The organism is Pseudomonas arsenicoxydans (assembly GCF_006438915.1).
GTDB classification, from domain to species: domain Bacteria; phylum Pseudomonadota; class Gammaproteobacteria; order Pseudomonadales; family Pseudomonadaceae; genus Aquipseudomonas; species Aquipseudomonas arsenicoxydans_A.
The window spans coordinates 205,188-226,850 of the sequence record NZ_RCZE01000001.1; the positions used below are offsets into that span (position 1 = coordinate 205,188).

Consider the following 21,663-nt stretch of genomic DNA (forward strand, 5'->3'; position numbering starts at 1 on the left):
CATTTGATTTCAGGTGTTCACAAATGCTGTGTTCGCCTCAGGACTAATGTGGGAGCGGGCTTGCTCGCGAAGCTTTTAGGCTTTTTCCCAAACCTCGAAGTTGTACGCTGGCTTGTCGCCTTCAGCCGGATTCACCACATTCGACACTAGTTTCCACTGGTCCAGATCAAACTCCGGAAACCACGCATCCCCTTCCGGGCTCAGCGCCACGCGGGTCAGGTACAACCGATCGGCCTGCGCCATCCCCTGCGCATACAACTGCGCGCCGCCAATCAGCATTAGCTCGTCGACGCCCTGCGCCTTCGCCCATTCTTCGGCACGAACCACCGCGGCTTCCAGCGACGGATAGACCTCCGCGCCTTCCAGCACCAGATCCGCCTGACGGCTGACCACGATGTTCAACCGGCCCGGCAGCGGCCGACCGAGGGAATCCCAGGTCTTGCGGCCCATGATGATCGGCTTGCCGAGGGTGGTGGCCTTGAAATATTTGAAGTCCCCCGGCAAGTGCCAGGGCATGCTGTTGTCGACGCCGATCACGCGGTTTTCACCGAGGGCTGCGATCAGGCTGAGGGGGAGTGATTTAGTCATGCCGGCGAGGATACCAGAGCCATCCGTACCCCGATAAGCGTCACAGCGGTTATGCTCACAGCTCAATGGAGCGATGGGATCGCGCGTGACTGAACTGACTGGACTGCAAACTCTCTGGCTGACCGAAACCGTGCGCCTGCGTGAAGAACACGCCGGCCCTCTGGACGACATGGAAGCCAACCGACTGGCCCGCAGCGCTGGCGGTGACTTGCCGACACGGATTCAACGGCGGGCCGTGTGGCTGGCTGAACGCGATGGTTTGGCCAATGCCCTGCAACACTGGCTGCAAGGCGCGCGAATGGCGCTGATCGTGATGGCGGTGCTGGCCGTGATCAGCGGCGCCGGGCTGGCGTTTGCCGCGATGGGTGACGGGCAAACCCCGGTGAATGTGTTCTGGGCCTTGGGCAGTCTGCTCGGGCTGAATCTGATTCTGTTGCTCAGCTGGGCACTGGGCCTGGTCTTCGCCGGCGAACACGGCGCCACCCTCGGGCGCTTATGGTTGTGGCTCAGCGAAAAACTCGCGCGTGATGCCAAAGCCGCGCAACTGGCCCCGGCCCTGTTGCTGTTATTGCAACGACACAAACTCAATCGCTGGGCGGTCGGTACGCTGGTCAACGGCTTGTGGCTGCTGGCGATGCTCAGCGCCCTGGTGATTCTGCTGACCTTGATGGCGACCCGGCGTTACGGCTTCGTCTGGGAAACCACCATTTTGAGCGCCGACACCTTCGTCGCCATGACCCAGGCCCTTGGCGCACTGCCGGCCCTGCTCGGCTTCAGCGTGCCCACCGTGGAAATGATCCGCGCCAGTGGCGATGCCGCGCTGAACATCGAAAGCGCTCGGCAGGCCTGGGCCGCGTGGCTGGTGGGTGTACTGCTGGTCTACGGGGTGCTGCCGCGTTTGCTGCTGATGCTGTTTTGTCGGTGGCGCTGGAAAACCGGCCAGGCAAAGCTGCATCTGGACCTGAACCTGCCCGGCTATGCCCAATTGCGCGAGCGATTGATGCCCACCAGCGAACGCCTCGGCATCAGTGATGCCGCGCCGGAGCTACTGCATCACGTCGAAAGCGGTGTCACCGACCAACAAAGCGACGGCGCCCTGCTGGTCGCCATCGAACTCGATGACCAACGCCCGTGGCCACCGCAACTGCCGAAAACCGTGGGCAACGCCGGGATTCTCGACAGCCGTGAATCACGCCACCGACTCCTCGAACAATTGAGCCGCTTTCCGCCCGCACGCTTGGTCATCGCCTGCGACCCACGGCGCTCGCCGGACCGTGGCAGCCTGGCGCTGATTGCCGAACTGGCGCGCAATGCCGCCGCCACCCGCGTCTGGCTGCTGCCAGCACCGCCCGGCGAAGCGCTGGACGCCGAACGGCTGGGTGACTGGCACGTCGCATTGCAGCAGCTGGAATTGCCGTTCGCCGATTGCGCGCCGATGAACTGGCTGGAGACCGGTCATGAGTAACGCCTGGAAGGCCCCGTTGAAGCTCGCTGTGGTCGGCCACACCAACGTCGGCAAAACCTCGTTGCTGCGCACATTGACCCGTGATGTCGGCTTCGGCGAAGTGTCCCATCGCCCCAGCACCACGCGCCACGTTGAGGGCGCACGCTTGTCGGTGGACGGTGAGCCGCTGCTCGACCTCTACGACACGCCGGGCCTGGAAGATGCCATCGCCCTGCTCGACTACCTCGAACGCCTGGAACGTCCTGGCGAACGCCTCGACGGCCCGGCCCGTCTGGCGCGATTCCTTGAGGGCAGCGAAGCCCGGCAGCGCTTTGAGCAGGAAGCCAAAGTGTTGCGGCAACTGCTCACCTGCGATGCCGGTCTGTACGTGATCGATGCCCGCGAACCGGTGCTGGCCAAGTACCGCGATGAACTGGAAGTGCTGGCCAGTTGCGGAAAACCGCTGCTGCCGGTGCTGAATTTCGTCAGCAGCGCCAATCATCGCGAACCGGATTGGCGCGAAGCGTTGGCGCGTCTGGGTTTGCACGCATTGGTTCGCTTCGACAGCGTCGCACCGCCTGAGGATGGCGAACGCCGCCTATATGAAAGCCTCGCGTTGCTGCTGGAAAACTCCCGTGAACAGCTTGAACGCTTGATCGCCGATCAACAGGCCCAGCGCCTCGCACGTCAGCAAAGTGCAGTCCGGTTGATTGCCGAATTGTTGATTGACTGCGCCGCCTGCCGACGCAGTGTCGCCAGCGATGCGGAGCAGGAACGACAGGCCATCAGTGAACTGCACAAAGCCGTGCGGCAGCGCGAACAACGCTGCGTTGAAGCGCTGCTCAAGCTTTACGCGTTTCGCCCACAGGATGCGGCGGCCAGCGACTTGCCGCTGCTCGATGGCCGTTGGGGTGATGACTTGTTTAACCCGGAAACCCTGAAGCAGCTCGGTGTCCGGGTTGGCAGCGGGATCGCGGCCGGTGCGGCAGCCGGGGCCGGGGTCGACTTGTTGGTTGGCGGCCTGACGCTTGGCGCAGCCGCACTGGCCGGTGCGATTGCCGGTGGCGCCCTGCAAACCGCACGCAGTTATGGCAGCCGGTTAATCGGCAAGATCAAAGGCAAACGGGAACTGACCATCGATGACAGCGTGCTGCGGTTGCTGGCGTTGCGTCAGCGCCAGCTGTTGCAGGCACTGAACGCACGCGGGCACGCGGCAATGGACAGCATTCAGGTCGCCACGCCCCAGGACAAGACCTGGCGCGAAGGCAAGTTGCCCGAGGCACTGAACAAGGCTCGGGCGCATCCGCAGTGGTCATCGCTCAATCCGCAGGCGAAGTTGAATCAGGCGGAGAGGCAGGAGCAGGTTGAGGTGTTAGCGCAGCAGTTGTGAGCCTTGATGCTTGTGGTGTTTGGGCTGGCCCTTCGCGAGCAGGCTCGCTCCCACATTGGAATGCGTTCCCTTGTAGGAGTGAGCCTGCTCGCGATGGAAGCGACTCGGTCTGAAGCGTCGATCACCACCACCCAACCTTCAAAAACTCGCGCACCAACGCACTGACCCGACTTCGATCCGTGCGATCCGCCCGGCCATCGTTGTCCACGTCAGAACTCAACACCACCTCATACGCCCCGTCGTTATCCAGGTCGTGAACCGCCGCCTTATAGGCAATCTGCGCCCCGTCATGAAAGTGCAGCCGCACCGTTTCCGGGGTGCCATCGGCGCTGGGGTTTTGCGAGAAGATTCGCAGGTGCCGCGCCTCCTCGTCGCCGGCGTTGTACCAGGCACATTTCAAATAGGCGGTGCCCAAGCGCTTCAGCCTGTGCAGGTCCGTTTGCGTGGCTTCGCGCTGCAGCTGTTCATCTTCATAAAAGCGCAAGTGCAACGTATCGGGCTGGCCGTTAGCGCTTTGATCCTGTGCGATGACTTTTAGATAACGCATCCATGCGCTCCGGTCGAAAACATCAGCCTGGACTGACTCGGTCCGACGGTCCATGCGACCGTTCCCTATCGCACGTGGGACAAGTCAACTCACCGCGCGGGACAACAGACCGACAGCCTTGCCCTTCAAGATGTCGAGGTCGATCACCGGCACGCGCATCTCTTTGGCCAACTCATCCCACTGCCGCATGCGCAAACTGACCTCGCACAGAGGATCCTGCTCGAAGGCTTCAGCCTCGGCCGCTGTCATCACCCCGCCCTGATATTCCAGGGTGCGACGGCTCGCCTCGCTCAAACGGTCGTAGTACCCAGGCTCTTTGAGCGTCAGATAACGCTTGGCCTGCACGTGGTATTCCACCAGGCGCGCCATGCGTTCGCTGAAACCGGCGCGGCGCAGGTAGTCGGCGCCCAGCCGTTCGTGGCTGACCACGCCGAAGCCGCCCATGTTTTCGGAGCTTTCGACGCAGATGTGCCCGATGTCGTGAAAAAACGCAGCCAGCACCACTTCATCATCGAAGCCTTCGGCCATCGCCAGTTGCGCCGCCTGAGACATGTGCTCGGTCTGTGACACCGGTTCGCCGATGTAATCGCTGTCGCCAAAGCGTTCGTACAGACCGAACACCTCGGCGATCACCTGTTCGTGATTTGTCATCAACGCTCTCCCAGCAAAGTCGCCACATTACGTTCTGCCATCGCAGGCCCGACGCTCATGCCCACGCCGGTGTGCATCAGTGCAATGCTGACCCCCGGCATCGGGCGCAGGAACGAAAACGGCCCCGGCCCCCGTGAACCATAGACACCCTGCCAGCGTTCAACCACTTGCACCTTGCAGCCCAGGGTCTGCTCGGCCAGTTCGATCATCCAGTCGTCCACTTGCTCGGCATTGAACGGCGACGGATCGCTGCCGTAGTGGTGGGAGTCGCCGATGATCAACTCGCCGTAAGGCGTCGGGCTGATCAGCAGGTGGATACCGTTGTCATGCAGGTGTGGCTCGTCTCGCAGAATTTGCGCCTGCACCGCCGCTGCTTCCGGCAAATCGGCAAAGGCGCCGTAGTGCACGCAACTCAAACCGGTGAGCAACGCGTGTTGCAGGTTGAGGTTGATCTGCGGGCGAGCGCGAAGCATTTGCAGGCGACAGATTTGCGGGTTGAGTGCTGCAATCTGTTCGGCCAGCAACGTCTGATAATCGTGGCCGGAACAGACGATGATCTGCTCGGCGCTGAAGGTGCCGGCGGTGCTGTGCAAGCGCCCCGGTTCGATGTCGCGGACCAGCGTCGAAAAGTGAAAGGTCACGCCGAGTTCGCAGCGCAGGTAGTCGATCAGCGCCGGGATGGCTTCGCGGGAATACAACTGCTGATCGTCCATTCCGTGCAACGCGGCGCGGTGATGGGTGAACTGACCGCGGTACAGATCACGCAGTGCGGCGCCGCGCAGCAGTTCGACGCGGTAACCGTGTTCCACGGCGCGACCGGCGCAGAATGCTTCCAGAAGGTGTTCTTCGGCTTCGGTGCGGGCGAACAGGTATGAGCCGTTGCGCCTGAGTTGCAGGCCGGCGAGTTGCGCCCATTGGCCCCAGATCTCGCGACTGGCCTTGGCCAGATCGAGCATCGGACCCGGCGGCTGGCCGGTGACGAGGGCCTGGCCGAAGTTGCGCACCGAGGCGCCCAAGGGCGTTTCGCTGCGTTCGAAAACGCTGACTTTCAGACCGCGTCGGGCGGCGGCGTAGGCGTGGGACAGGCCGAGGATGCCGGCGCCTACGATCAGCAGGTCGTTGTGTTGTGTCATGGGGTTTTTGCTCTGAATTCGAGACCGCTTTCGCGAGCAAGCCCGCTCCCACATTTGATCTGTGTCGTTCACAAATCCAATGTCCACTGGAGATCCAGTGTGGGAGCGGGCTTGCTCGCGAAGGGGCCCTGTCAGCCGATGAAGATCTTACTTGGCAACCACTTTCTCGGACTTGCCGTCATAGCGCTTGCGCCATTCGGTCAGGATCTCGTCGCGGTTCTTGGAAGCCCAGGCAAAGTCGTTCTTGATCAAACGCTGCTCGTAGTCGGCCGGCAATTCAGTCTGCGGCTTGGCGATACCCGGCTGAGCCAGTACCGCGAAGTTCTCTTTGTAGAGTTCCATTGCCGCCGGGCTCGCCGAGAAGTCAGCCAGTTTCTTCGCCGCGTCTTCATGCGGCGTGCCTTTGATCACGGCGGTCGCTTCGATCTCCCAGCCCAGGCCTTCTTTCGGCAGGATGATGTCCAGCGGTGCGCCTTGGCGCTTCAACTGAACGGCCGGGTATTCAAAGGAAATACCAATCGGGAATTCGCCGGCGGCCGCCAGTTTGCAAGGCTTGGAACCGGAGTGAACGTACTGGCCGATGTTCTGGTGCAAAGCGTCCATGTACGCCCAGCCCTGTTTCTCGCCGAAGGTTTGCAGCCAGGCGCTGACGTCGAGGAAACCGGTGCCGGACGAGGCAGGGTTAGGCATGACGATCTTGCCTTTGTACTCAGGCTTGGTCAGGTCTTGCCAGCTCACAGGCTTGGTCAGGCCCTGCTTCTCGGCTTCGACGGTGTTGAAGCAAATGGTCGCGGCCCAGACGTCCATGCCGACCCAGGCTGGCGGGTTGGCGGCGTCGCGGTAGTTGCCGCCGATCTTGCCCAGGTCCTTCGGCGCGTAGCTTTGCAGCATGCCTTGCTGGTCGAGAATCGCCAGGCTCGAAGCGGCCAGGCCCCAGACTGCGTCAGCCTGTGGGCGGGCTTTTTCGGCCAGCAACTTGGCGGTGATGATGCCGGTGGAGTCGCGTACCCACTTGATCTCGACGTCCGGGTTGGTCTTTTCGAATGCAGCCTTGTAAGCGGTCAGTTGTTCGGCTTCGAGGGCGGTGTACACCGTCAACTCGGTTTTCGCCGCGAAGGCGTTCAGGCTGAAAGCGGTGAGGACAGCAGCGGCCAGGGCCAGGGGCTTGAACATGATCTTTTCCTGTTTTTGAGTTGAGGTTGCGGGATTGGAAATCAGTGGCCAGGCGCGGTCTGCCGCCAGGCTTGGGAGCGGCGCAGCAAACCGCGCGAAGCCCAGGCCAGCAGCAGGGACACGCCCGCCGAGGTGAACAGAATCAGGGTCGACATCGCCGCCGCGCCGCCGACGTTGCCGGCGTCGTCCATGTTCAGCACCGCCACCGCCGCGAGGAGGGTGTCGGGGCTGTAGAGGAAGATCGCCGCCGAGACGGTGGTCATGGCCGAGACGAACAGGTAGCGCACGATGTCCAGCAGCGCCGGCAGGCAGATCGGCACGGTGACGCGCAGGTAATGCCGATACAGCGGCGCCTTGAGCGACAGCGCGGCGGCTTCGAACTCGGCATCGAGCTGACGCAGCGCGGTGGTTGCGGTCATTTGTGCGGTGGTCAAATAGTGAGCAATGGTGCAGACCACCAGCAGGGTCATGGTCCCGTAGAGCATATGCAGCGGGTTGCCGGTGAGGTTGAAAAAGAAGACGTAACCCAGGCCCAGCACCAGTCCCGGCACCGCCATCGGTACGAAACTGAGCATGCGCAAAGTCAGGTTCAGTCCGCGCTGGCCCTTGGTTTTTTCCATCAGGTAAGCGCCGGTGAAAATCAGCACGCTGCCGATCAACGCCGTGCACAACGCCATCTTCACGCTGTTGCCATACGCCAGCCAGCCGCCGCCCGCCGTGTCATTGAACTGGTAGTGGTTGAGCGAGAGCGACAGGTTGTACGGCCAAAATTTGACCAGCGAAGAGAAGATCGCCATGCCGAACACCAGCAGCAACGCCGCGCTGATCAGCAACACGATGCCCAAGTAGCAGCCGTCGCGCAGTTTCGAGGGCGCAGGCTTGAACACTTGCGCACGTCCGCTCATGGAATCGCCGTGACGTCGACGAAGCCAGGCATCGACGCCGAAACTGAACAGCGCTGGCAACAGCAGGACCATGCCGATCAGCGCACCGCGACCGAATTGTTGCTGGCCGACCACCGCTTTGTAGGCTTCCAGCGCCAGCACTTGGTAGTCGCCGCCAACCACCACAGGCACGCCGAAGTCGGTGATGGTCAACGTGAATACCAGGCAGAATGCGGCGAACACGGCCTGACGCGTCGCCGGCCAGGTAATGCTGCGGAAGGCTTTTGCCGGGCTCGCGCCCATGCTGGAGGCGGCATCGAACAGTCGCGCATCCGCCAGGGACAGCGCCGACAGCAGAATCATCAAGGCGTGTGGGAAGGTGTAGATCACCTCGCCGAGCACAATGCCCCAGAAGCCGTAGATGTTGTCCGAGAGCAGGCCGCGCAACAGGCCCTGGTTGCCGAACAGATACACCAGTGCAATCCCGGGCAGCATCGACGGCGCCATCAACGGCAGCAGCGAAATGCCGCGCCAGATGCCTTTGCCGGGAATCAATGTGCGTTGCAGCGCGTAGGCAAACAGATACGCCAGCGGTACGACAATCGCCGCGACGCTGAGGGAAACCTTGAGGCTGTTGCCCAATAGCCAGTGGAAATTCTCGCTGGTCACCAACTCCCGTGCGGCCACCAGACCACCGCCCTGCCCGGCTTCGGCGCTGAAGCCGCGCCAGAAGATCGCCAGCAACGGCATCAACACAGCGACGCCGAGCAACACCAGCAACAGGACTTTGCCGCCGACCACGAACACCCGATCGCCGATTTCGGCACGGGAGGTCTGCCGAACCTGCTTGTGCGGTATCGGCAGCGCGATGTTCGCGCTCATCAGGCAAACACCTGCAGGCTGCGCGGCGGCAAGGCGACCATGATCTGCTGCGCGCCAAGGCGCGGCATGGCTTCCGGCGCCAGTTCGGCCAGCAACGGATGGCCCGGTAATTGGTCGAGTTCGAAGCTCATGCGGCAACGGTTGCCGAGGAAGGTGATCTCGCGAACCTTGGCCGGGAACAGGTTTTCTTCATGCACCAGCGGGTTGACGTTGATCGCTTCCGGGCGGCAGAACAAACGGCCCGACGCGGTTTTCGCGCTGCCATCGGCCAGGCGCATGTTCAGCCCGCCGACCTGGGCATGGCTGTCACTGCTACGGCGGAACGGCAGCCAGTTGCCCTGGCCGACGAACTCCGCCACAAACGGCGTGGCCGGGCGGTCATAGATTTCCTGCGGCGTGGCGTACTGCTCGACCTTGCCGTTGTTCATCACGGCGATGCGGTCGGCCATCAGCATGGCTTCGTCCTGATTGTGCGTGACCATCAGGGTGGTGATGCCGAGGCTGCGCTGCAATTGGCGCAGCTCGGTGCACAGGTGCTCGCGAACCCGGGCGTCGAGTGCCGACATCGGTTCGTCCAGCAACAGTAATGAAGGCGCCGGCGCCAAGGCCCGAGCCAGGGCCACGCGTTGCTGTTGGCCGCCAGACAATTGGCCGGGGTACTTTTTCTCACTGCCGATCAGGCCGACCAGCTCCAGCATCTGACCGACACGCTTGCGCACTTCGTCACGACCACTGCCGGCGAGGCCGTAGGCAATGTTCGCTTCGACGGTGAGATTGGGGAACAGCGCGTAGGACTGGAACAGAATGCCGTAGTCCCGCGCCTGAGGTGCGAGGTGGGAAACGTCGCGATCACCGAGGTACAACTCGCCGCTGTCCTGTTTTTCCAGACCGGCGATGCAGCGCAGCAAGGTGGTTTTGCCACAACCCGACGGGCCCAGCAGACACACCAGTTCACCGGCCGCCACGTCGAGGGAAACGTTATCCAGCGCAGTAAAGGCGCCGAAGCGTTTCTGTACGCCGCGCACCTTCATCGGGGCGCCGGGGTTGGTCAGGGCAGTTGCGATCGAGTGGTTCATGGACAGGCCTCATCAAGCAGATGAAGGCCATCCTAGGGATGTAATGCGTCCGTCATGTGGCAGTGAGGCAAAAACGGCTGATAGTGGTATTCAGGGATTTGGGTTGGATAGCACAGACAATGATTAACCTGTGGCGAGGGAGCTTGCTCCCGTTGGACTGCGCAGCAGGCCCGGCTTTTTAGGGCAAATGGGGCCGCTTCGCAGCCCAGCGGGAGCAAGCTCCCTCGCCACAGGGATCTACGCCGGGGCCATTTCCTGCGCCAACCCGAGAAACGCCGCCGGCAGCCGTGCGCCCTTCCGTTCCTTGAGGCAATACAGATATTCGGGAATCTGCGGCGCATTCTCGATGGTCAGCACCCGCAGTTGCGGATCATGCGGCACTTCCTGCCGGGCAATGATGCTGATGCCGATGTTGCGCAGCACCGCCTCGCGAATTGACTCGCGGCTGCCTATTTCCAGCAACGGCCCGAAGCTCACCCCGGCGCTGCCCAGCAACTCTTCGGTCAAGCGCCGAGTGGTCGAGCCCGATTCACGCATCAACAACGTATGCCCGGCCAATGCGCTGAGCGGAACATGGTCATGAGCCGCCAGCGGATGATTGCGATGCACCGCCAACACCAGTGGATCGCTGCCAAGCACGCGGCGAATCAGCCGCGCATCGTCAAGTAATTGCGATGACGCCGCGACATCCACCCGGTAATCCTCCAGCGCTTCGAGCACTTGCTGGGAGTTGCCGATTTCCACCGACACCTCCACCTGCGGCAAGCGCTCGCGAAAGGTCTTCACCAGATCAAGGATGTAATACGGCGCTGTGGCCGCGATGCGCAATGTGCCTTGCACCTGCCCGCTGTTGCGCAGGAAAAACTCGATGTCGGCTTCCTGTTGCAACAACGCCTTGACCATCGGCAACAGCCGCGCGCCTTCATCACTGACGCTGAGCCGGCGGCCGCCACGGTAGAACAGCTCAACCGAGTACTGGCTTTCCAGATTGCGGATCTGCGTCGTCACCGTGGGCTGACTCAGGCCGAGCTTCTTCGCCGCCAGGGTAATGCTGCCCAGGCGGGCCACCATGTAAAACGCCTTCAGCTCGGCACTCAGCACACCCGCTCCTCATCACTTATTTGCGCAACAGGCGCAAACCATTGAACACCACCAACAGACTCACGCCCATGTCGGCGAACACCGCCATCCACATGGTGGCGATCCCGGCGAAGGTTACCCCAAGAAAGATCGCCTTGATCACCAAAGCGAGGGCGATGTTCTGTTTGAGGATGCTGGAGGTCTGGCGCGACAAGCGGATGAACGCCGGAATCTTGCGCAGATCGTCGTCCATCAAAGCGACATCGGCGGTTTCGATAGCGGTATCGGTACCGGCCGCCGCCATGGCAAACCCGATCTCGGCCCGGGCCAGTGCCGGTGCGTCGTTGATGCCGTCGCCGACCATACCGACGTTATGCCCCTGTGCATAAAGGGCTTCGATGGCTTGCAGCTTGTCGGTCGGCAACAGGTCACCCTTGGCCTCGTCGATGCCGACTTGTGCGGCAATCGCCTGAGCGGTGTGGACGTTGTCGCCGGTGAGCATCAGGGTTTTGATCCCCAACGCGTGCAGTTGCTGGATTGCTTCGCGGCTGGATTCCTTGACCGTGTCCGCCACGGCGAACAGCGCCAACGGGCCAGATTTATCGAGCAGCAGCACCACCGACTTGCCCTGTTTTTCCAGCGCGAACAGCTTCTCTTCCAGCGCTGGCGAGCAGAGGTTCAGCTCTTCCACCAGACGATGGTTGCCCAAGTGGTAGGTCTGACCATTGATCTCGCCGCGTACACCGCGACCGGCCAGCGCTTCGAAGTTATCCACAATCAGCGGTGCGAACTGTTTATCCACAGCCGCGTTGGCGATGGCCAGCGACACCGGGTGATCCGAGCGACCGGCCAGCGCTGCGGCAATCGCCGGGGCGGATTCGTCAGCCATCGGGTCAAGCGACAGGTAATCGGTCTGCACCGGTTTGCCGTGAGTAATCGTGCCGGTCTTGTCCAGCGCCAGGTAATCGAGCTTGTAACCGCCCTCCAGATAGACGCCGCCCTTGACCAGAATCCCTTTGCGCGCCGCTGCCGCGAGGCCGCTGACGATGGTCACCGGGGTAGAAATCACCAGTGCACACGGGCACGCGACCACCAGCAACACCAGCGCCCGGTAGATCCAGTCAAACCAGACTGCGCCCATGAACAGCGGCGGAATCACTGCCACCGCGAGGGCCAGGATAAACACTGCCGGCGTATAGATTTTCGAAAACTGGTCAACGAAACGCTGGGTCGGCGCCCGCGCACCCTGAGCCTGTTCGACGGCGTGGATGATCCGCGCCAACGTCGAATTATTGGCTGCGGCGGTTACGGTGTACTCAAGAGAACCGGCCTGATTGATGGTGCCGGCGAACACTTTGTCGCCGACGGTCTTCTCCACCGGCAAGCTTTCGCCGGTGATCGGCGCCTGATCGATGGTCGAGCTGCCCGAGACCACTTCACCGTCCAGACCAATCCGCTCACCGGGACGTACCCGCACCCGCGCACCGAGCTCGATGGTTTTGACGTCTTGCTCAGCCCAGCTGCCGTCGGCCAGTTGCACGGTGGCCCGTTCCGGGGTCATTTGCATCAAGCCGCTGATGGCGTTGCGCGCACGGTCCAGGGATTTGGCTTCGATCAACTCGGCCACGGTAAACAGGAACATCACCATCGCCGCTTCCGGCCACTGCCCGATCAGGATCGCGCCAGTCACGGCGATGCTCATCAGCGCGTTGATGTTCAGATTCAGGTTCTTCAGGGCGATCCAGCCCTTTTTGTACGTGGTCAGCCCGCCGCTGAGGATCGAGACCAGCGCGATGATCGCCACCACCCAGTTGGGAGCGAAATGGGTGAAGTGGATCACTTCGGCGGCGAGCGCACCGACACCGGACAGCGCCAATGGCCACCACGGTTTTTTCTCGGGAGCCGGCGCCGGCGCTTCGACGCCCTGCTCCAGAGGCTCGGCAACCATGCCCAGCGACTTGATCGCTTCGATAATCGGCGCGGTACTTGGCAGGTCATGGGTTACGCCCAACACCCGGTTGATCAGGTTGAATTCCAGCTGTTGCACACCCGCGAGCTTGCCGAGTTTGTTCTGGATCAGCGTCTGCTCGGTCGGACAGTCCATCGCGTCGATGCGGAAACTGCTCAGCCGCGCACCGGCGGTTGGCGTTTCGCTCAACTTGATCAGTGAGGGTGCCGCCGCTTTGGAAGAACAGCAGGAGTCGCCGTGCCCGCCATGCTCATGTTTCTGCACAGGCTGCAGCTTGTGGCTGTGATCGTGATCGTGATCGTGATCGTGCCCAGCTTCGGGCTTGTGGGTGTGTCGGGAATCGCTCATCGGGTCGCGTCCATGAAGGTGCCTGTTGCCAAGTAAAGACCCTGTAGCCACTATAGGGTCAAGCACCCATTTGGAGATTGCCGTCATGAAGATCGGAGAACTGGCCAGACTCACCGACTGCGCCGTGGAAACCATCCGCTATTACGAGCGCGAAAACCTGCTGCCGGAACCGGCCCGCAGCGACGGCAACTACCGCGTCTACACCCAGGCCCACGCCGAACGCCTGACCTTCATCCGCAACTGCCGCACCCTCGACATGACGCTCGAAGAGATCCGCAGCCTGTTGGCCTTGCGCGACAGCCCCCAGGACCAGTGTGAAAGCGTGAATGCATTGATCGATGAACACATCCACCACGTCAAGGCGCGGATTGATGGGTTATTGGCGTTGCAGACACAACTGCTCGACCTGCGCCAACGCTGTGGCGAAGGGCCGGAGATTGATCAGTGCGCGATTTTGCAGCGGCTGGAAGTGAGTGGCGGGGTTGTGGCGACGGAAGTTGAGCATTCACATGTCGGGAGAAGCCACGGTCACTAAACCACCGAAAATCAAATGTGGGAGCGGGCTTGCTCGCGAAAGCGGTATCCCAGTCGACATTATCGCTGACTGACACGACGCCTTCGCGAGCAAGCCCGCTCCCACATTAGGTTTGCGGTGGTTTTTTAGACCGCCATCGGTGCGGTCATTGCCGCGTGGTGCTGATAGCCTTCCAGCGAGAAATCGCCCGGCTCGATCAGCTCCAGCCACTCCGGCTGATACTCACCCGTCTTGGCAAACTCCGGCACACGATCACTGATCACCAGTTTCGGCATCGGGAACGGCTCGCGCTTGAGCTGTTCATTCAGCATGTCCAGATGGTTTTCGTAGACGTGGGCGTCACCGATGAAATAGGTGAACCAGCGCGGCGTATACCCGGTCAAGCGACCGATCAGGCTCAACAGCGCGGCGCCCTCGGTGAGGTTGAACGGCGTGCCCAGCCCCAGGTCGTTGGAACGGATGTAGAGGGTCAGGGAGATTTCCCTGGTCTCGACATTCGGGTGGAACTGGTACAGCAAGTGGCACGGCGGCAGGGCCATTTCATCGAGCTGGGCCACGTTCCAGCCGTGGAACAGGATGCGGCGGCTGCCCGGGTCCTTGATGATGGTATCGACGCACTGGCGGATCTGATCGATCGCCTTGTATAGCACCACGTAGGCCTGACCGTCTTCTTCGCCTTCCGCGATCTGGCGATAGCCTTGGCTCAGCGTCTGCTCGATAGCGGCCTGGTTGCTGACCGGGATCTGCTTGTACGCTGGCCATTTACGCCATTGCACGCCGTAAATCTCGCCTAGGTCGTCTTCGCCCTGGCGGAACGGGTTGGCCAGCCACTGCGCGTTTTCGTTGGCGTTCTGGTCCCAGACCTTGCAGCCCAGTGCACGGAATTCGGCGGCGTTGTTTACCCCACGCAGGAAACCGCACATCTCGCCGATGGCGGATTTGAAGGCCATCTTGCGCGTGGTGATCGCCGGGAACCCTTCTTTCAGGTCATACCGCAGCATCGCGCCCGGAAAACTGATGGTGTTCACGCCCGTGCGGTTGGCTTGCTTGGTGCCGTTCTTGATGACGTGGGCGACCAGTTCGAGATATTGCTTCATGAATTACCTGTGTCCTTGAACCCGGAGGCCGTCGCCCCCGGGATTCGAATTTATACGGCTGCCGCTGGGGTCGCCGGGGCGCGGTGATACGCCAGCCAGATCAGGAACAGACCGCCGACGATCATCGGCACGCAGAGCACTTGCCCCATGGTCAGCCAGTTCCAGGCCAGATAGCCCAGTTGCGCGTCCGGCACGCGGACGAATTCGACGATGAAGCGGAAGATGCCGTAGAACAGCGCGAACATCCCGGATACCGCCATGGTCGGCCGCGGCTTGCGCGAGAACAGCCACAGGATCAGGAACAGCGCGACGCCTTCCAGCGCGAACTGATACAGCTGCGACGGGTGACGCGGCAACTGCGACGGATCGCTGAACGGCGGGAAGATCATCGCCCATGGCACGTCGGTCGGCTTGCCCCACAACTCGGCGTTGATGAAGTTGCCGATACGCCCGGCACCCAGGCCAATCGGCACCATCGGCGCGACGAAGTCCATCAGCTGGAAGAACGACTTGTTGTTCTTTTTCCCGAACCACAGCGCCGCGAGCATCACGCCGATGAAACCGCCGTGGAACGACATGCCGCCCTTCCACACTTCGAAAATCAGCGTCGGGTTGGCGAGGTAGGCGTGCAGATCGTAAAACAGCACATAACCCAAACGGCCGCCGACAATGACGCCCATCGACATCCAGAAGACCATGTCGGAGAGTTTCTCCTTGGTCCAGGTCGGGTCGAACCGGTTCAGCCGGCGGGACGCCAGCAGCCAGGCGCCGCCAATGCCGATCAGGTACATCAAGCCGTACCAGTGGATTTTCAGCGGACCGATGGCCAGGGCCACCGGGTCGATCTGCGGGTAAGGCAGCATTGCGACTCCTCGTTAGAGTTGAAACCAGAATTCCCGGGCGACGCTGCCACCTCAGGATTAAGCCAGGATTGCGACGCGTGTCAGAGCAGAAAGCTCAGGCCAACGCAGAACAGCAAAGCGGCAAACAGTCTTTTCAGCAACTTCGGCGACAGCTTGTGGGCCAGTCGCGCGCCGATACGGGCGAACACCATGCTGGTCAGGGCAATCCCCAGCAGCGCCGGCAAATAGATAAAACCGAGACTATGGGCCGGCAGCAACGGATCGTGCCAGCCCAGAATCATGAAACTTAATGCACTGGCCAAGGCAATCGGCAGACCGCAGGCCGATGAAGTGGCCACGGCTTGCTGCATCGGCACACTGCGCCAGGTCAGGAACGGCACGGTCAAGGAGCCGCCACCAATCCCGAAAATCGCCGAAGCCCAACCAATCACACTACCGGCCAGGGTCAGACCGAGTTTGCCCGGCACCGTTCGGCTGGCCTTGGGTTTGACCTCCAGCGCCAATTGCGCGGCGATGACCAGGGCGAACACACCGATGATCTTCTGCAAATTCGGGCCGGAGATCGCTTCGGCAGTCAGCGCCCCGAAACCGGCACCCATCAGAATGCCGACGGTCATCCACACGAAAATCGGCCAACGCACCGCGCCACGGCGATGGTGTTCGCGTACGGCGTTGACCGAGGTAAAGATAATCGTCGCCAGGGACGTACCGACCGCCAGATGGGTCAGGATCGATGCGTCAAAGCCCTGCAAGGTGAAACTGAAGACCAACACGGGGACGATGATGATCCCGCCGCCGACCCCGAACAGCCCGGCCAGCACGCCTGCGCAGGCGCCGAGCGCCAGGTAAAGCAGAAATTCCATGGATGCATCCCCGAAGAAGTGGGGCATGGTAACGGATGGAGGGGTCAACGCTCCACTGCGCGAGGCGATGGAACGACGGGCGAGGACTGCGTAGAGTGAGCAAAAAACACACAAGGACCACCTTATGTGCCTGATTGTCTTCGCCTGGCGGCCCGGCCACGCCCAGCCGCTGATCGTGGCGGCCAACCGCGACGAATTCTATGCCCGCCCGAGCCTGCCCCTGGCGCAATGGCCCGAAGCGCCCAACGTTTATGCCGGCCGAGACCTGGAAGCCGGCGGCACCTGGCTGGGTCTTGGCGCCAATGGGCGCTTTGCGGCACTGACCAATATTCGTGATCCGCATCAGCCGCCATCGCGAAAATCGCGCGGTGAACTGGTGGCGGGGTTTCTGTTGGGTGACCGCTCGATTGATGACTATTTGAGCGATGTTGTCCGACGTTCCATCGAATATGCCGGGTTTAATCTGCTGATGGGCAATGCCAACGAGCTGTGGCACTTCAATGCGCGGGAGTCTGAGGCGGTGATGCTGCCCCCGGGTGTTTACGGACTGTCGAACGCCGGGCTCGATACGCCATGGCCGAAATTGCTCAAGGCGCGGGCGGCGCTGGAAGCAGTGTTGGAGGACCCGCAGCCGCAGGCTTTATTGGCGTTATTGGGGGATTCGCAGACGGCACCGTTTGTTGATCTGCCGGATACCGGGGTCGGGTTGGCGACCGAGACGTTGTTGTCGAGTGTGTTTATTGCCAGCCAGAGTTACGGGACGCGGGCGAGTACGGCGTTGATTGTTCAGGCGGATGGGACGCGGCATATGGTCGAAAGGAGTTTCGGGCCGTATGGCGGGCATCTGGGGGAAGTGGAGATCAGGCTTTAGTTGTGTGTTGTCTGGACTGGCCTCTTCGCGAGCAAGCCCGCTCCCACATTTAACCGATTTCTCCCAGAAGAATGCGGTCGAAAGTGGGAGCGGGCTTGCTCGCGAAGGGTCCGCAACAGGTTTAGAGGGTCTTGACCGAAGCCGGATTGATCATCTTCGCCAACCCAAGGTTTTTCAGCGCCAGTTGCAGCGAGCTGTGGATAACTTGCGGGTTGTCGATGGTCATCAGTTCCGCGAGCAACTCCTTGGCCTTGCTCAGGTTGATCTGACGCAGCATCCATTTCACTTTCGGCAAGTTGGTGGCGTTCATCGACAGGCTGTCGAAGCCCATTGCCATCAACAGCACCGCAGCAGCCGGGTCACCGGCCATCTCGCCGCAGATACTCACCGGCTTGCCTTCGGCATGGGCATCACGCACGACGTTCTGCAACGCCTGAAGCACCGCCGGGTGCAGGTAGTCGTAAAGGTCGGCCACCCGCGGGTTGTTGCGGTCCACGGCCAGCAGGTACTGGGTCAGGTCGTTGGAGCCGACCGACAGGAAGTCCACTTGCCGCGCCAGTTCCTTGGTCTGATACACCGCCGCCGGAATCTCGATCATCACGCCAATCGGCGGCATCGGCACGTCGGTGCCTTCGTCGCGGACTTCGCCCCAGGCGCGGTGAATCAGGTGCAGGGCTTCTTCGAGTTCGTGGGTGCCGGAGATCATCGGCAGCAGGATCCGCAGGTTGTTCAAGCCTTCACTGGCCTTGAGCATGGCGCGGGTCTGCACCAGGAAGATTTCCGGATGATCAAGCGTGACGCGAATCCCGCGCCAGCCGAGGAACGGGTTGTCTTCCTTGATCGGGAAGTACGACAACGCCTTGTCGCCGCCGATGTCCAGGCTGCGCATGGTGACCGGTTGCGGATGGAACGCGGCGAGCTGCTCGCGGTAGATCGCCAGCTGCTCCTTTTCGCTTGGAAACCGCTGGTTGATCATGAACGGCACTTCGGTGCGGTACAGACCCACGCCTTCGGCGCCACGCTTCTGCGCCCGCGCCACGTCCGCCAGCAGGCCGGTGTTGACCCACAGCGGCATGCGATGACCATCGAGGGTCACGCACGGCAAGTCGCGCAGGGTGTCGAGACCGAGCGCCAGTTGTTTCTCTTCTTCCACCACCTCGGCGAATTGCTTGCGCAACACTTCGCTGGGGTTGGTATAGACCTCGCCGCGGGTGCCATCGACGATCAATTCGATGCCGTCGACCTTGGCGTACGGCAGGTCGACCAGCCCCATCACCGTCGGGATGCCCATCGCACGGGCGAGGATCGCGACGTGGGAGTTACCCGAGCCGAGGACCGATACCAGGCCGACCAGCGTGCCTTCCGGCACCTCGCCGAGCATCGCCGGCGTCAGCTCTTCGCTGACCAGAATGGTTTTTTCCGGGTAAACCAGATTCTGCTGACGCTCTTCCTGCAGGTACGCCAGCAAGCGGCGGCCAAGGTCCTTGACGTCCGAGGCGCGCTCACGCAGGTAGGCGTCGTCCATCAATTCGAAACGGTTGACGTGCTCAGTGACCACTTGGCGCAACGCACCCTGGGCCCACTGGCCGGTCCTGATCACGGTGGTGACTTCGTTGCCCAGCGCGGCATCGTCGAGCATCATCAAATAGACGTCGAACAAGGCCCGCTCTTCGGGACGCAGCTGCGAAGCCAATTTGGCCGACAACGCGCGCATGTCGGCGCGCACACCTTCGATGGCGGTTTTGAACAACCCCAGTTCGGCGTCGATATCGACGATGGTCTTGTCCGGCACCACGTCCAGATCAGCCGGTGGCAGCATGACCACCGCCGTACCGACCGCCGCACCCGGCGAACCCGGCACGCCGACGAACTTGGCTTCCTGGATGCCTTTGCCCTGACGGCCCAAGCCGCGAATCGAACCGGTGGCCTCGGCGTGGGCGATTACGCCGGCAAGCTGCGCGCTCATGGTCACGAGGAAGGCTTCTTCACCTTCATCGAACTGGCGGCGTTCTTTTTGCTGAATGACCAACACGCCGACGACGCGGCGGTGGTGAATGATCGGCGCCCCGAGGAAGGAGGCGTAGCGCTCTTCACCAGTCTCGGCGAAGTAGCGGTAGCGCGGGTGATCCGCAGCGTTTTCGAGGTTCAGCGGTTCTTCACGCGTGCCGACCAGGCCGACCAGACCTTCGTTGGGCGCCATGCTGACTTTGCCGATCGAGCGCTTGTTCAAGCCCTCGGTGGCCATCAGCACGAAGCGGTTGCTCTCGGGGTCAAGCAGATAGACCGAGCAGACCTGGCTGCCCATGGCCTCTTTGACGCGCAATACAATAATGCCCAACGCCGCCTTGAGATCCTTGGCGGAGTTAACTTCCTGGACGATCTTGCGCAGCGTATTGAGCATGGCTCGGGGTCGAACTCCGTCGTCAGTCGCGCGTTAAAAGGCGCGGGGCAAGCTCTTTGAGAGCGCGTCGATACACCTCGCGCTTGAATGTCACCACCTGGCCCAACGGATACCAATAGCTGACCCAGCGCCAGCCATCGAATTCCGGTTTACCGGTCAAATCCATCCGCACCCGCTGCTCGTTGGAGATCAGGCGCAGGAGAAACCATTTCTGTTTCTGGCCGATGCACAGCGGTTGGCTGTGGGTACGGACCAGACGTTGCGGCAAACGATAGCGCAACCAGCCCCGGGTGCAGGCGAGAATTTCAACATCTTCGCGCTCCAGACCCACTTCTTCGTTCAACTCGCGGTACAAGGCGTCTTCCGGCGTCTCCTGCGGGTTGATACCGCCCTGAGGAAACTGCCAGGCATCTTGATTGATACGGCGAGCCCATAGCACCTGTCCGGCATCATTCGTGAGAATGATCCCGACATTGGGGCGGAAACCATCGGGGTCGATCACGGCAACAACCTCGCAAACGCATGTCGCCGCATTGTTCCACAAAGGTTGTGAAAGCAGCAACGCGCCGACCGACCTTATGTGCACTCTTGTGAAAAGTCCGTATTCTGGGCGCCTTTCTACAGACTTTTCAGCGAGTAACTGCAATGCGTCTGGCTTTATTCGACTTGGACAACACCCTGCTGGGCGGCGACAGTGACCACGCCTGGGGCGATTACCTGTGCGAGCGCGGCTTTCTCGACGCCGTCGCCTACAAGGCACGCAACGACGAGTTCTATCAGGATTACCTGGCTGGCAAGCTGGATAACGACGCTTACCTGAACTTCTGCCTGGAAGTGCTCGGGCGCACCGAGATGGCCACGCTGGATCAATGGCACCTCGATTACATGCGCGATTGCATCGAACCGATCGTGTTGCCGCAGGCTATCGAACTGCTGAAGAAGCATCGCGATGCCGGCGACAAACTGGTGATCATCACCGCGACCAACCGCTTCGTGACCGGGCCGATTGCCCAGCGCCTGGGGGTTGAAACCTTGATCGCCACCGAGTGCGAAATGGTCGATGGCCGTTATACCGGGCGCAGCACTGATGTCCCGTGCTTTCGCGAAGGCAAGGTGACGCGGTTGAATCGTTGGCTGGAAGAGACGGGGCATTCGTTGGAGGACAGCTATTTCTATAGCGACTCGATGAATGATTTGCCGCTGCTTGAGCAGGTGGCGAATCCGGTGGCGGTGGATCCTGATCCTAACTTGCGGGCCGAGGCCCAGAAGCGTGGCTGGCCGGTTATTTCGTTGCGCGATTGATATCGCCTTCGCGAGCAAGCCCGCTCCCACACTTGATCGCATTCCTCTGGGAGAACGCGGTTAAATGTGGGAGCGGGCTTGCTCGCGAAGGGGTCAACTGGATTTCAAGCCCTACACAGGTTTGGCGCCCATCAACCCCGCAATGGCGATAAAGCAGACAAAACTGAACAACGCCAAGGCAAAGGTAAATCTCCCCACCCCACCCGGCGCCTTGCGCAATTTGTTAAGCCGCACCAACAGCCAAAACCAGGCCAACGCCGCCACGGTGTAAAGCACACTCGACGCCAACAACCACGTCTGCCCCAACGGCCAGCCCACCAGATGGACCATCCCCCAGCCGGTGAACGGCATGCTCAACAGCGCCAACCCCATCAGCAGCCAGATGAACACCCGTGGCCGTTGCAGGGTACGGCTGCCGACTGTCGCGTCACCTTTGCGGCGCGCGATAAAAACCCAGATCCCCAGGCCCAACGCACTGATCAGCAACACCGCCGTTGCAACCATGTGCGCCACTTTCAGGGCAGTTAACGTTTCCATTGTCCGATTTCCTTATGGCCTGCCCATCA

The 21,663-nt window shown here is 61.5% G+C and carries 20 protein-coding genes; 5 read left to right on the forward strand and 15 right to left on the reverse strand.

Annotated features, from left to right (window positions below; translation table 11 throughout):
- Nucleotides 1–75 precede the first annotated feature (75 nt).
- Nucleotides 76–588, reverse strand: coding sequence for a dihydrofolate reductase (locus EAH78_RS00905; protein WP_140664280.1), 513 nt, complete (start codon nt 586–588; stop codon nt 76–78).
- Between the two features lie 85 nt (nt 589–673).
- Between EAH78_RS00905 and EAH78_RS00910 the strand changes: the two genes are divergently transcribed.
- Both EAH78_RS00910 and EAH78_RS00915 read left to right on the forward strand, forming a co-directional pair.
- Nucleotides 674–2,053, forward strand: a complete 1,380-nt coding sequence (locus EAH78_RS00910; protein WP_140664283.1) for a DUF2868 domain-containing protein — start codon at nt 674–676, stop codon at nt 2,051–2,053.
- A complete protein-coding gene (locus EAH78_RS00915) occupies nt 2,046–3,422 on the forward strand; it encodes a GTPase/DUF3482 domain-containing protein (protein ID WP_140664286.1) in 1,377 nt (458 codons plus the stop codon). Before EAH78_RS00910 ends, EAH78_RS00915 begins: the two co-directional genes overlap by 8 nt.
- Before the next feature lie 121 nt (nt 3,423–3,543).
- On the opposite strand, the gene EAH78_RS00920 is transcribed toward EAH78_RS00915, so the two are convergent.
- The 8 genes from EAH78_RS00920 to EAH78_RS00960 all read right to left on the reverse strand — a co-directional run bounded on the left by EAH78_RS00920 (nt 3,544) and on the right by EAH78_RS00960 (nt 13,165).
- The gene (locus tag EAH78_RS00920) at nt 3,544–3,969 is read right to left on the reverse strand and encodes a hypothetical protein (RefSeq protein ID WP_140664289.1); all 426 of its coding nucleotides are present in this window, start codon (nt 3,967–3,969) and stop codon (nt 3,544–3,546) included.
- A gap of 84 nt (nt 3,970–4,053) precedes the next feature.
- Nucleotides 4,054–4,620, reverse strand: coding sequence for a phosphonate degradation HD-domain oxygenase (locus EAH78_RS00925; RefSeq protein ID WP_140664292.1), 567 nt, complete (start codon nt 4,618–4,620; stop codon nt 4,054–4,056).
- Nucleotides 4,620–5,753: a TIGR03364 family FAD-dependent oxidoreductase gene (locus EAH78_RS00930; protein ID WP_140664295.1), complete on the reverse strand. Its 1,134-nt coding sequence runs from the start codon at nt 5,751–5,753 to the stop codon at nt 4,620–4,622. The genes EAH78_RS00925 and EAH78_RS00930 overlap by 1 nt, the downstream gene beginning before the upstream one ends.
- A 147-nt stretch (nt 5,754–5,900) precedes the next feature.
- Entirely contained in the window at nt 5,901–6,926 is a 1,026-nt protein-coding gene (locus EAH78_RS00935; protein ID WP_140664300.1) for a putative 2-aminoethylphosphonate ABC transporter substrate-binding protein, read from the reverse strand.
- 41 nt (nt 6,927–6,967) lie between these two features.
- On the reverse strand, nt 6,968–8,692 hold the full coding sequence (locus EAH78_RS00940; protein WP_140664303.1) for a putative 2-aminoethylphosphonate ABC transporter permease subunit: 1,725 nt from the start codon (nt 8,690–8,692) through the stop codon (nt 6,968–6,970).
- On the reverse strand, nt 8,692–9,768 hold the full coding sequence (locus tag EAH78_RS00945; protein WP_140664307.1) for a putative 2-aminoethylphosphonate ABC transporter ATP-binding protein: 1,077 nt from the start codon (nt 9,766–9,768) through the stop codon (nt 8,692–8,694). The genes EAH78_RS00940 and EAH78_RS00945 overlap by 1 nt, the downstream gene beginning before the upstream one ends.
- A 237-nt stretch (nt 9,769–10,005) precedes the next feature.
- The gene (locus EAH78_RS00955) at nt 10,006–10,869 is read right to left on the reverse strand and encodes a LysR family transcriptional regulator (protein ID WP_140664311.1); all 864 of its coding nucleotides are present in this window, start codon (nt 10,867–10,869) and stop codon (nt 10,006–10,008) included.
- A 16-nt stretch (nt 10,870–10,885) separates the two neighbouring features.
- On the reverse strand, nt 10,886–13,165 hold the full coding sequence (locus EAH78_RS00960) for a heavy metal translocating P-type ATPase (protein ID WP_140664315.1): 2,280 nt from the start codon (nt 13,163–13,165) through the stop codon (nt 10,886–10,888).
- An 85-nt stretch (nt 13,166–13,250) separates the two neighbouring features.
- On the opposite strand from EAH78_RS00960, the gene cadR reads away from it, so the two are divergent.
- Entirely contained in the window at nt 13,251–13,700 is a 450-nt protein-coding gene (gene cadR / locus EAH78_RS00965) for a Cd(II)/Pb(II)-responsive transcriptional regulator (protein WP_140664318.1), read from the forward strand.
- A gap of 125 nt (nt 13,701–13,825) precedes the next feature.
- Here the strand turns inward: cadR and EAH78_RS00975 are convergent, their stop codons facing one another.
- The 3 genes from EAH78_RS00975 to EAH78_RS00985 form a co-directional block, all read right to left on the reverse strand.
- Nucleotides 13,826–14,797 carry a thymidylate synthase gene (locus EAH78_RS00975; RefSeq protein ID WP_140664321.1) on the reverse strand — a complete coding sequence of 324 codons (972 nt, stop codon included), beginning with the start codon at nt 14,795–14,797 and terminating at the stop codon, nt 13,826–13,828.
- Between the two features lie 50 nt (nt 14,798–14,847).
- Nucleotides 14,848–15,660: a prolipoprotein diacylglyceryl transferase gene (lgt, locus tag EAH78_RS00980; RefSeq protein WP_059182002.1), complete on the reverse strand. Its 813-nt coding sequence runs from the start codon at nt 15,658–15,660 to the stop codon at nt 14,848–14,850.
- Nucleotides 15,661–15,740: 80 nt separating this feature from the next.
- Nucleotides 15,741–16,523 (reverse strand): sulfite exporter TauE/SafE family protein, encoded by a 783-nt coding sequence (locus EAH78_RS00985; protein WP_140664324.1) that lies wholly within the window; start codon nt 16,521–16,523, stop codon nt 15,741–15,743.
- A 124-nt stretch (nt 16,524–16,647) separates the two neighbouring features.
- Here EAH78_RS00985 and EAH78_RS00990 point away from each other — a divergent pair, with 124 nt between their 5' ends.
- On the forward strand, nt 16,648–17,394 hold the full coding sequence (locus EAH78_RS00990; RefSeq protein ID WP_140664328.1) for an NRDE family protein: 747 nt from the start codon (nt 16,648–16,650) through the stop codon (nt 17,392–17,394).
- Between the two features lie 121 nt (nt 17,395–17,515).
- On the opposite strand, the gene ptsP is transcribed toward EAH78_RS00990, so the two are convergent.
- Together ptsP and EAH78_RS01000 are read right to left on the reverse strand one after the other, a co-directional pair.
- The gene (ptsP, locus tag EAH78_RS00995; protein WP_140664332.1) at nt 17,516–19,795 is read right to left on the reverse strand and encodes a phosphoenolpyruvate--protein phosphotransferase; all 2,280 of its coding nucleotides are present in this window, start codon (nt 19,793–19,795) and stop codon (nt 17,516–17,518) included.
- A 22-nt stretch (nt 19,796–19,817) separates the two neighbouring features.
- Complete coding sequence (locus EAH78_RS01000) at nt 19,818–20,297, reverse strand: RNA pyrophosphohydrolase (RefSeq protein ID WP_007945562.1); 480 nt, start codon at nt 20,295–20,297, stop codon at nt 19,818–19,820.
- Between the two features lie 143 nt (nt 20,298–20,440).
- On the opposite strand from EAH78_RS01000, the gene EAH78_RS01005 reads away from it, so the two are divergent.
- Entirely contained in the window at nt 20,441–21,097 is a 657-nt protein-coding gene (locus EAH78_RS01005) for an HAD family hydrolase (RefSeq protein WP_140664335.1), read from the forward strand.
- A gap of 111 nt (nt 21,098–21,208) precedes the next feature.
- Here the strand turns inward: EAH78_RS01005 and EAH78_RS01010 are convergent, their stop codons facing one another.
- Nucleotides 21,209–21,634: a DUF2269 domain-containing protein gene (locus EAH78_RS01010; RefSeq protein ID WP_140664339.1), complete on the reverse strand. Its 426-nt coding sequence runs from the start codon at nt 21,632–21,634 to the stop codon at nt 21,209–21,211.
- Between the last annotated feature and the right edge of the window lie 29 nt (nt 21,635–21,663).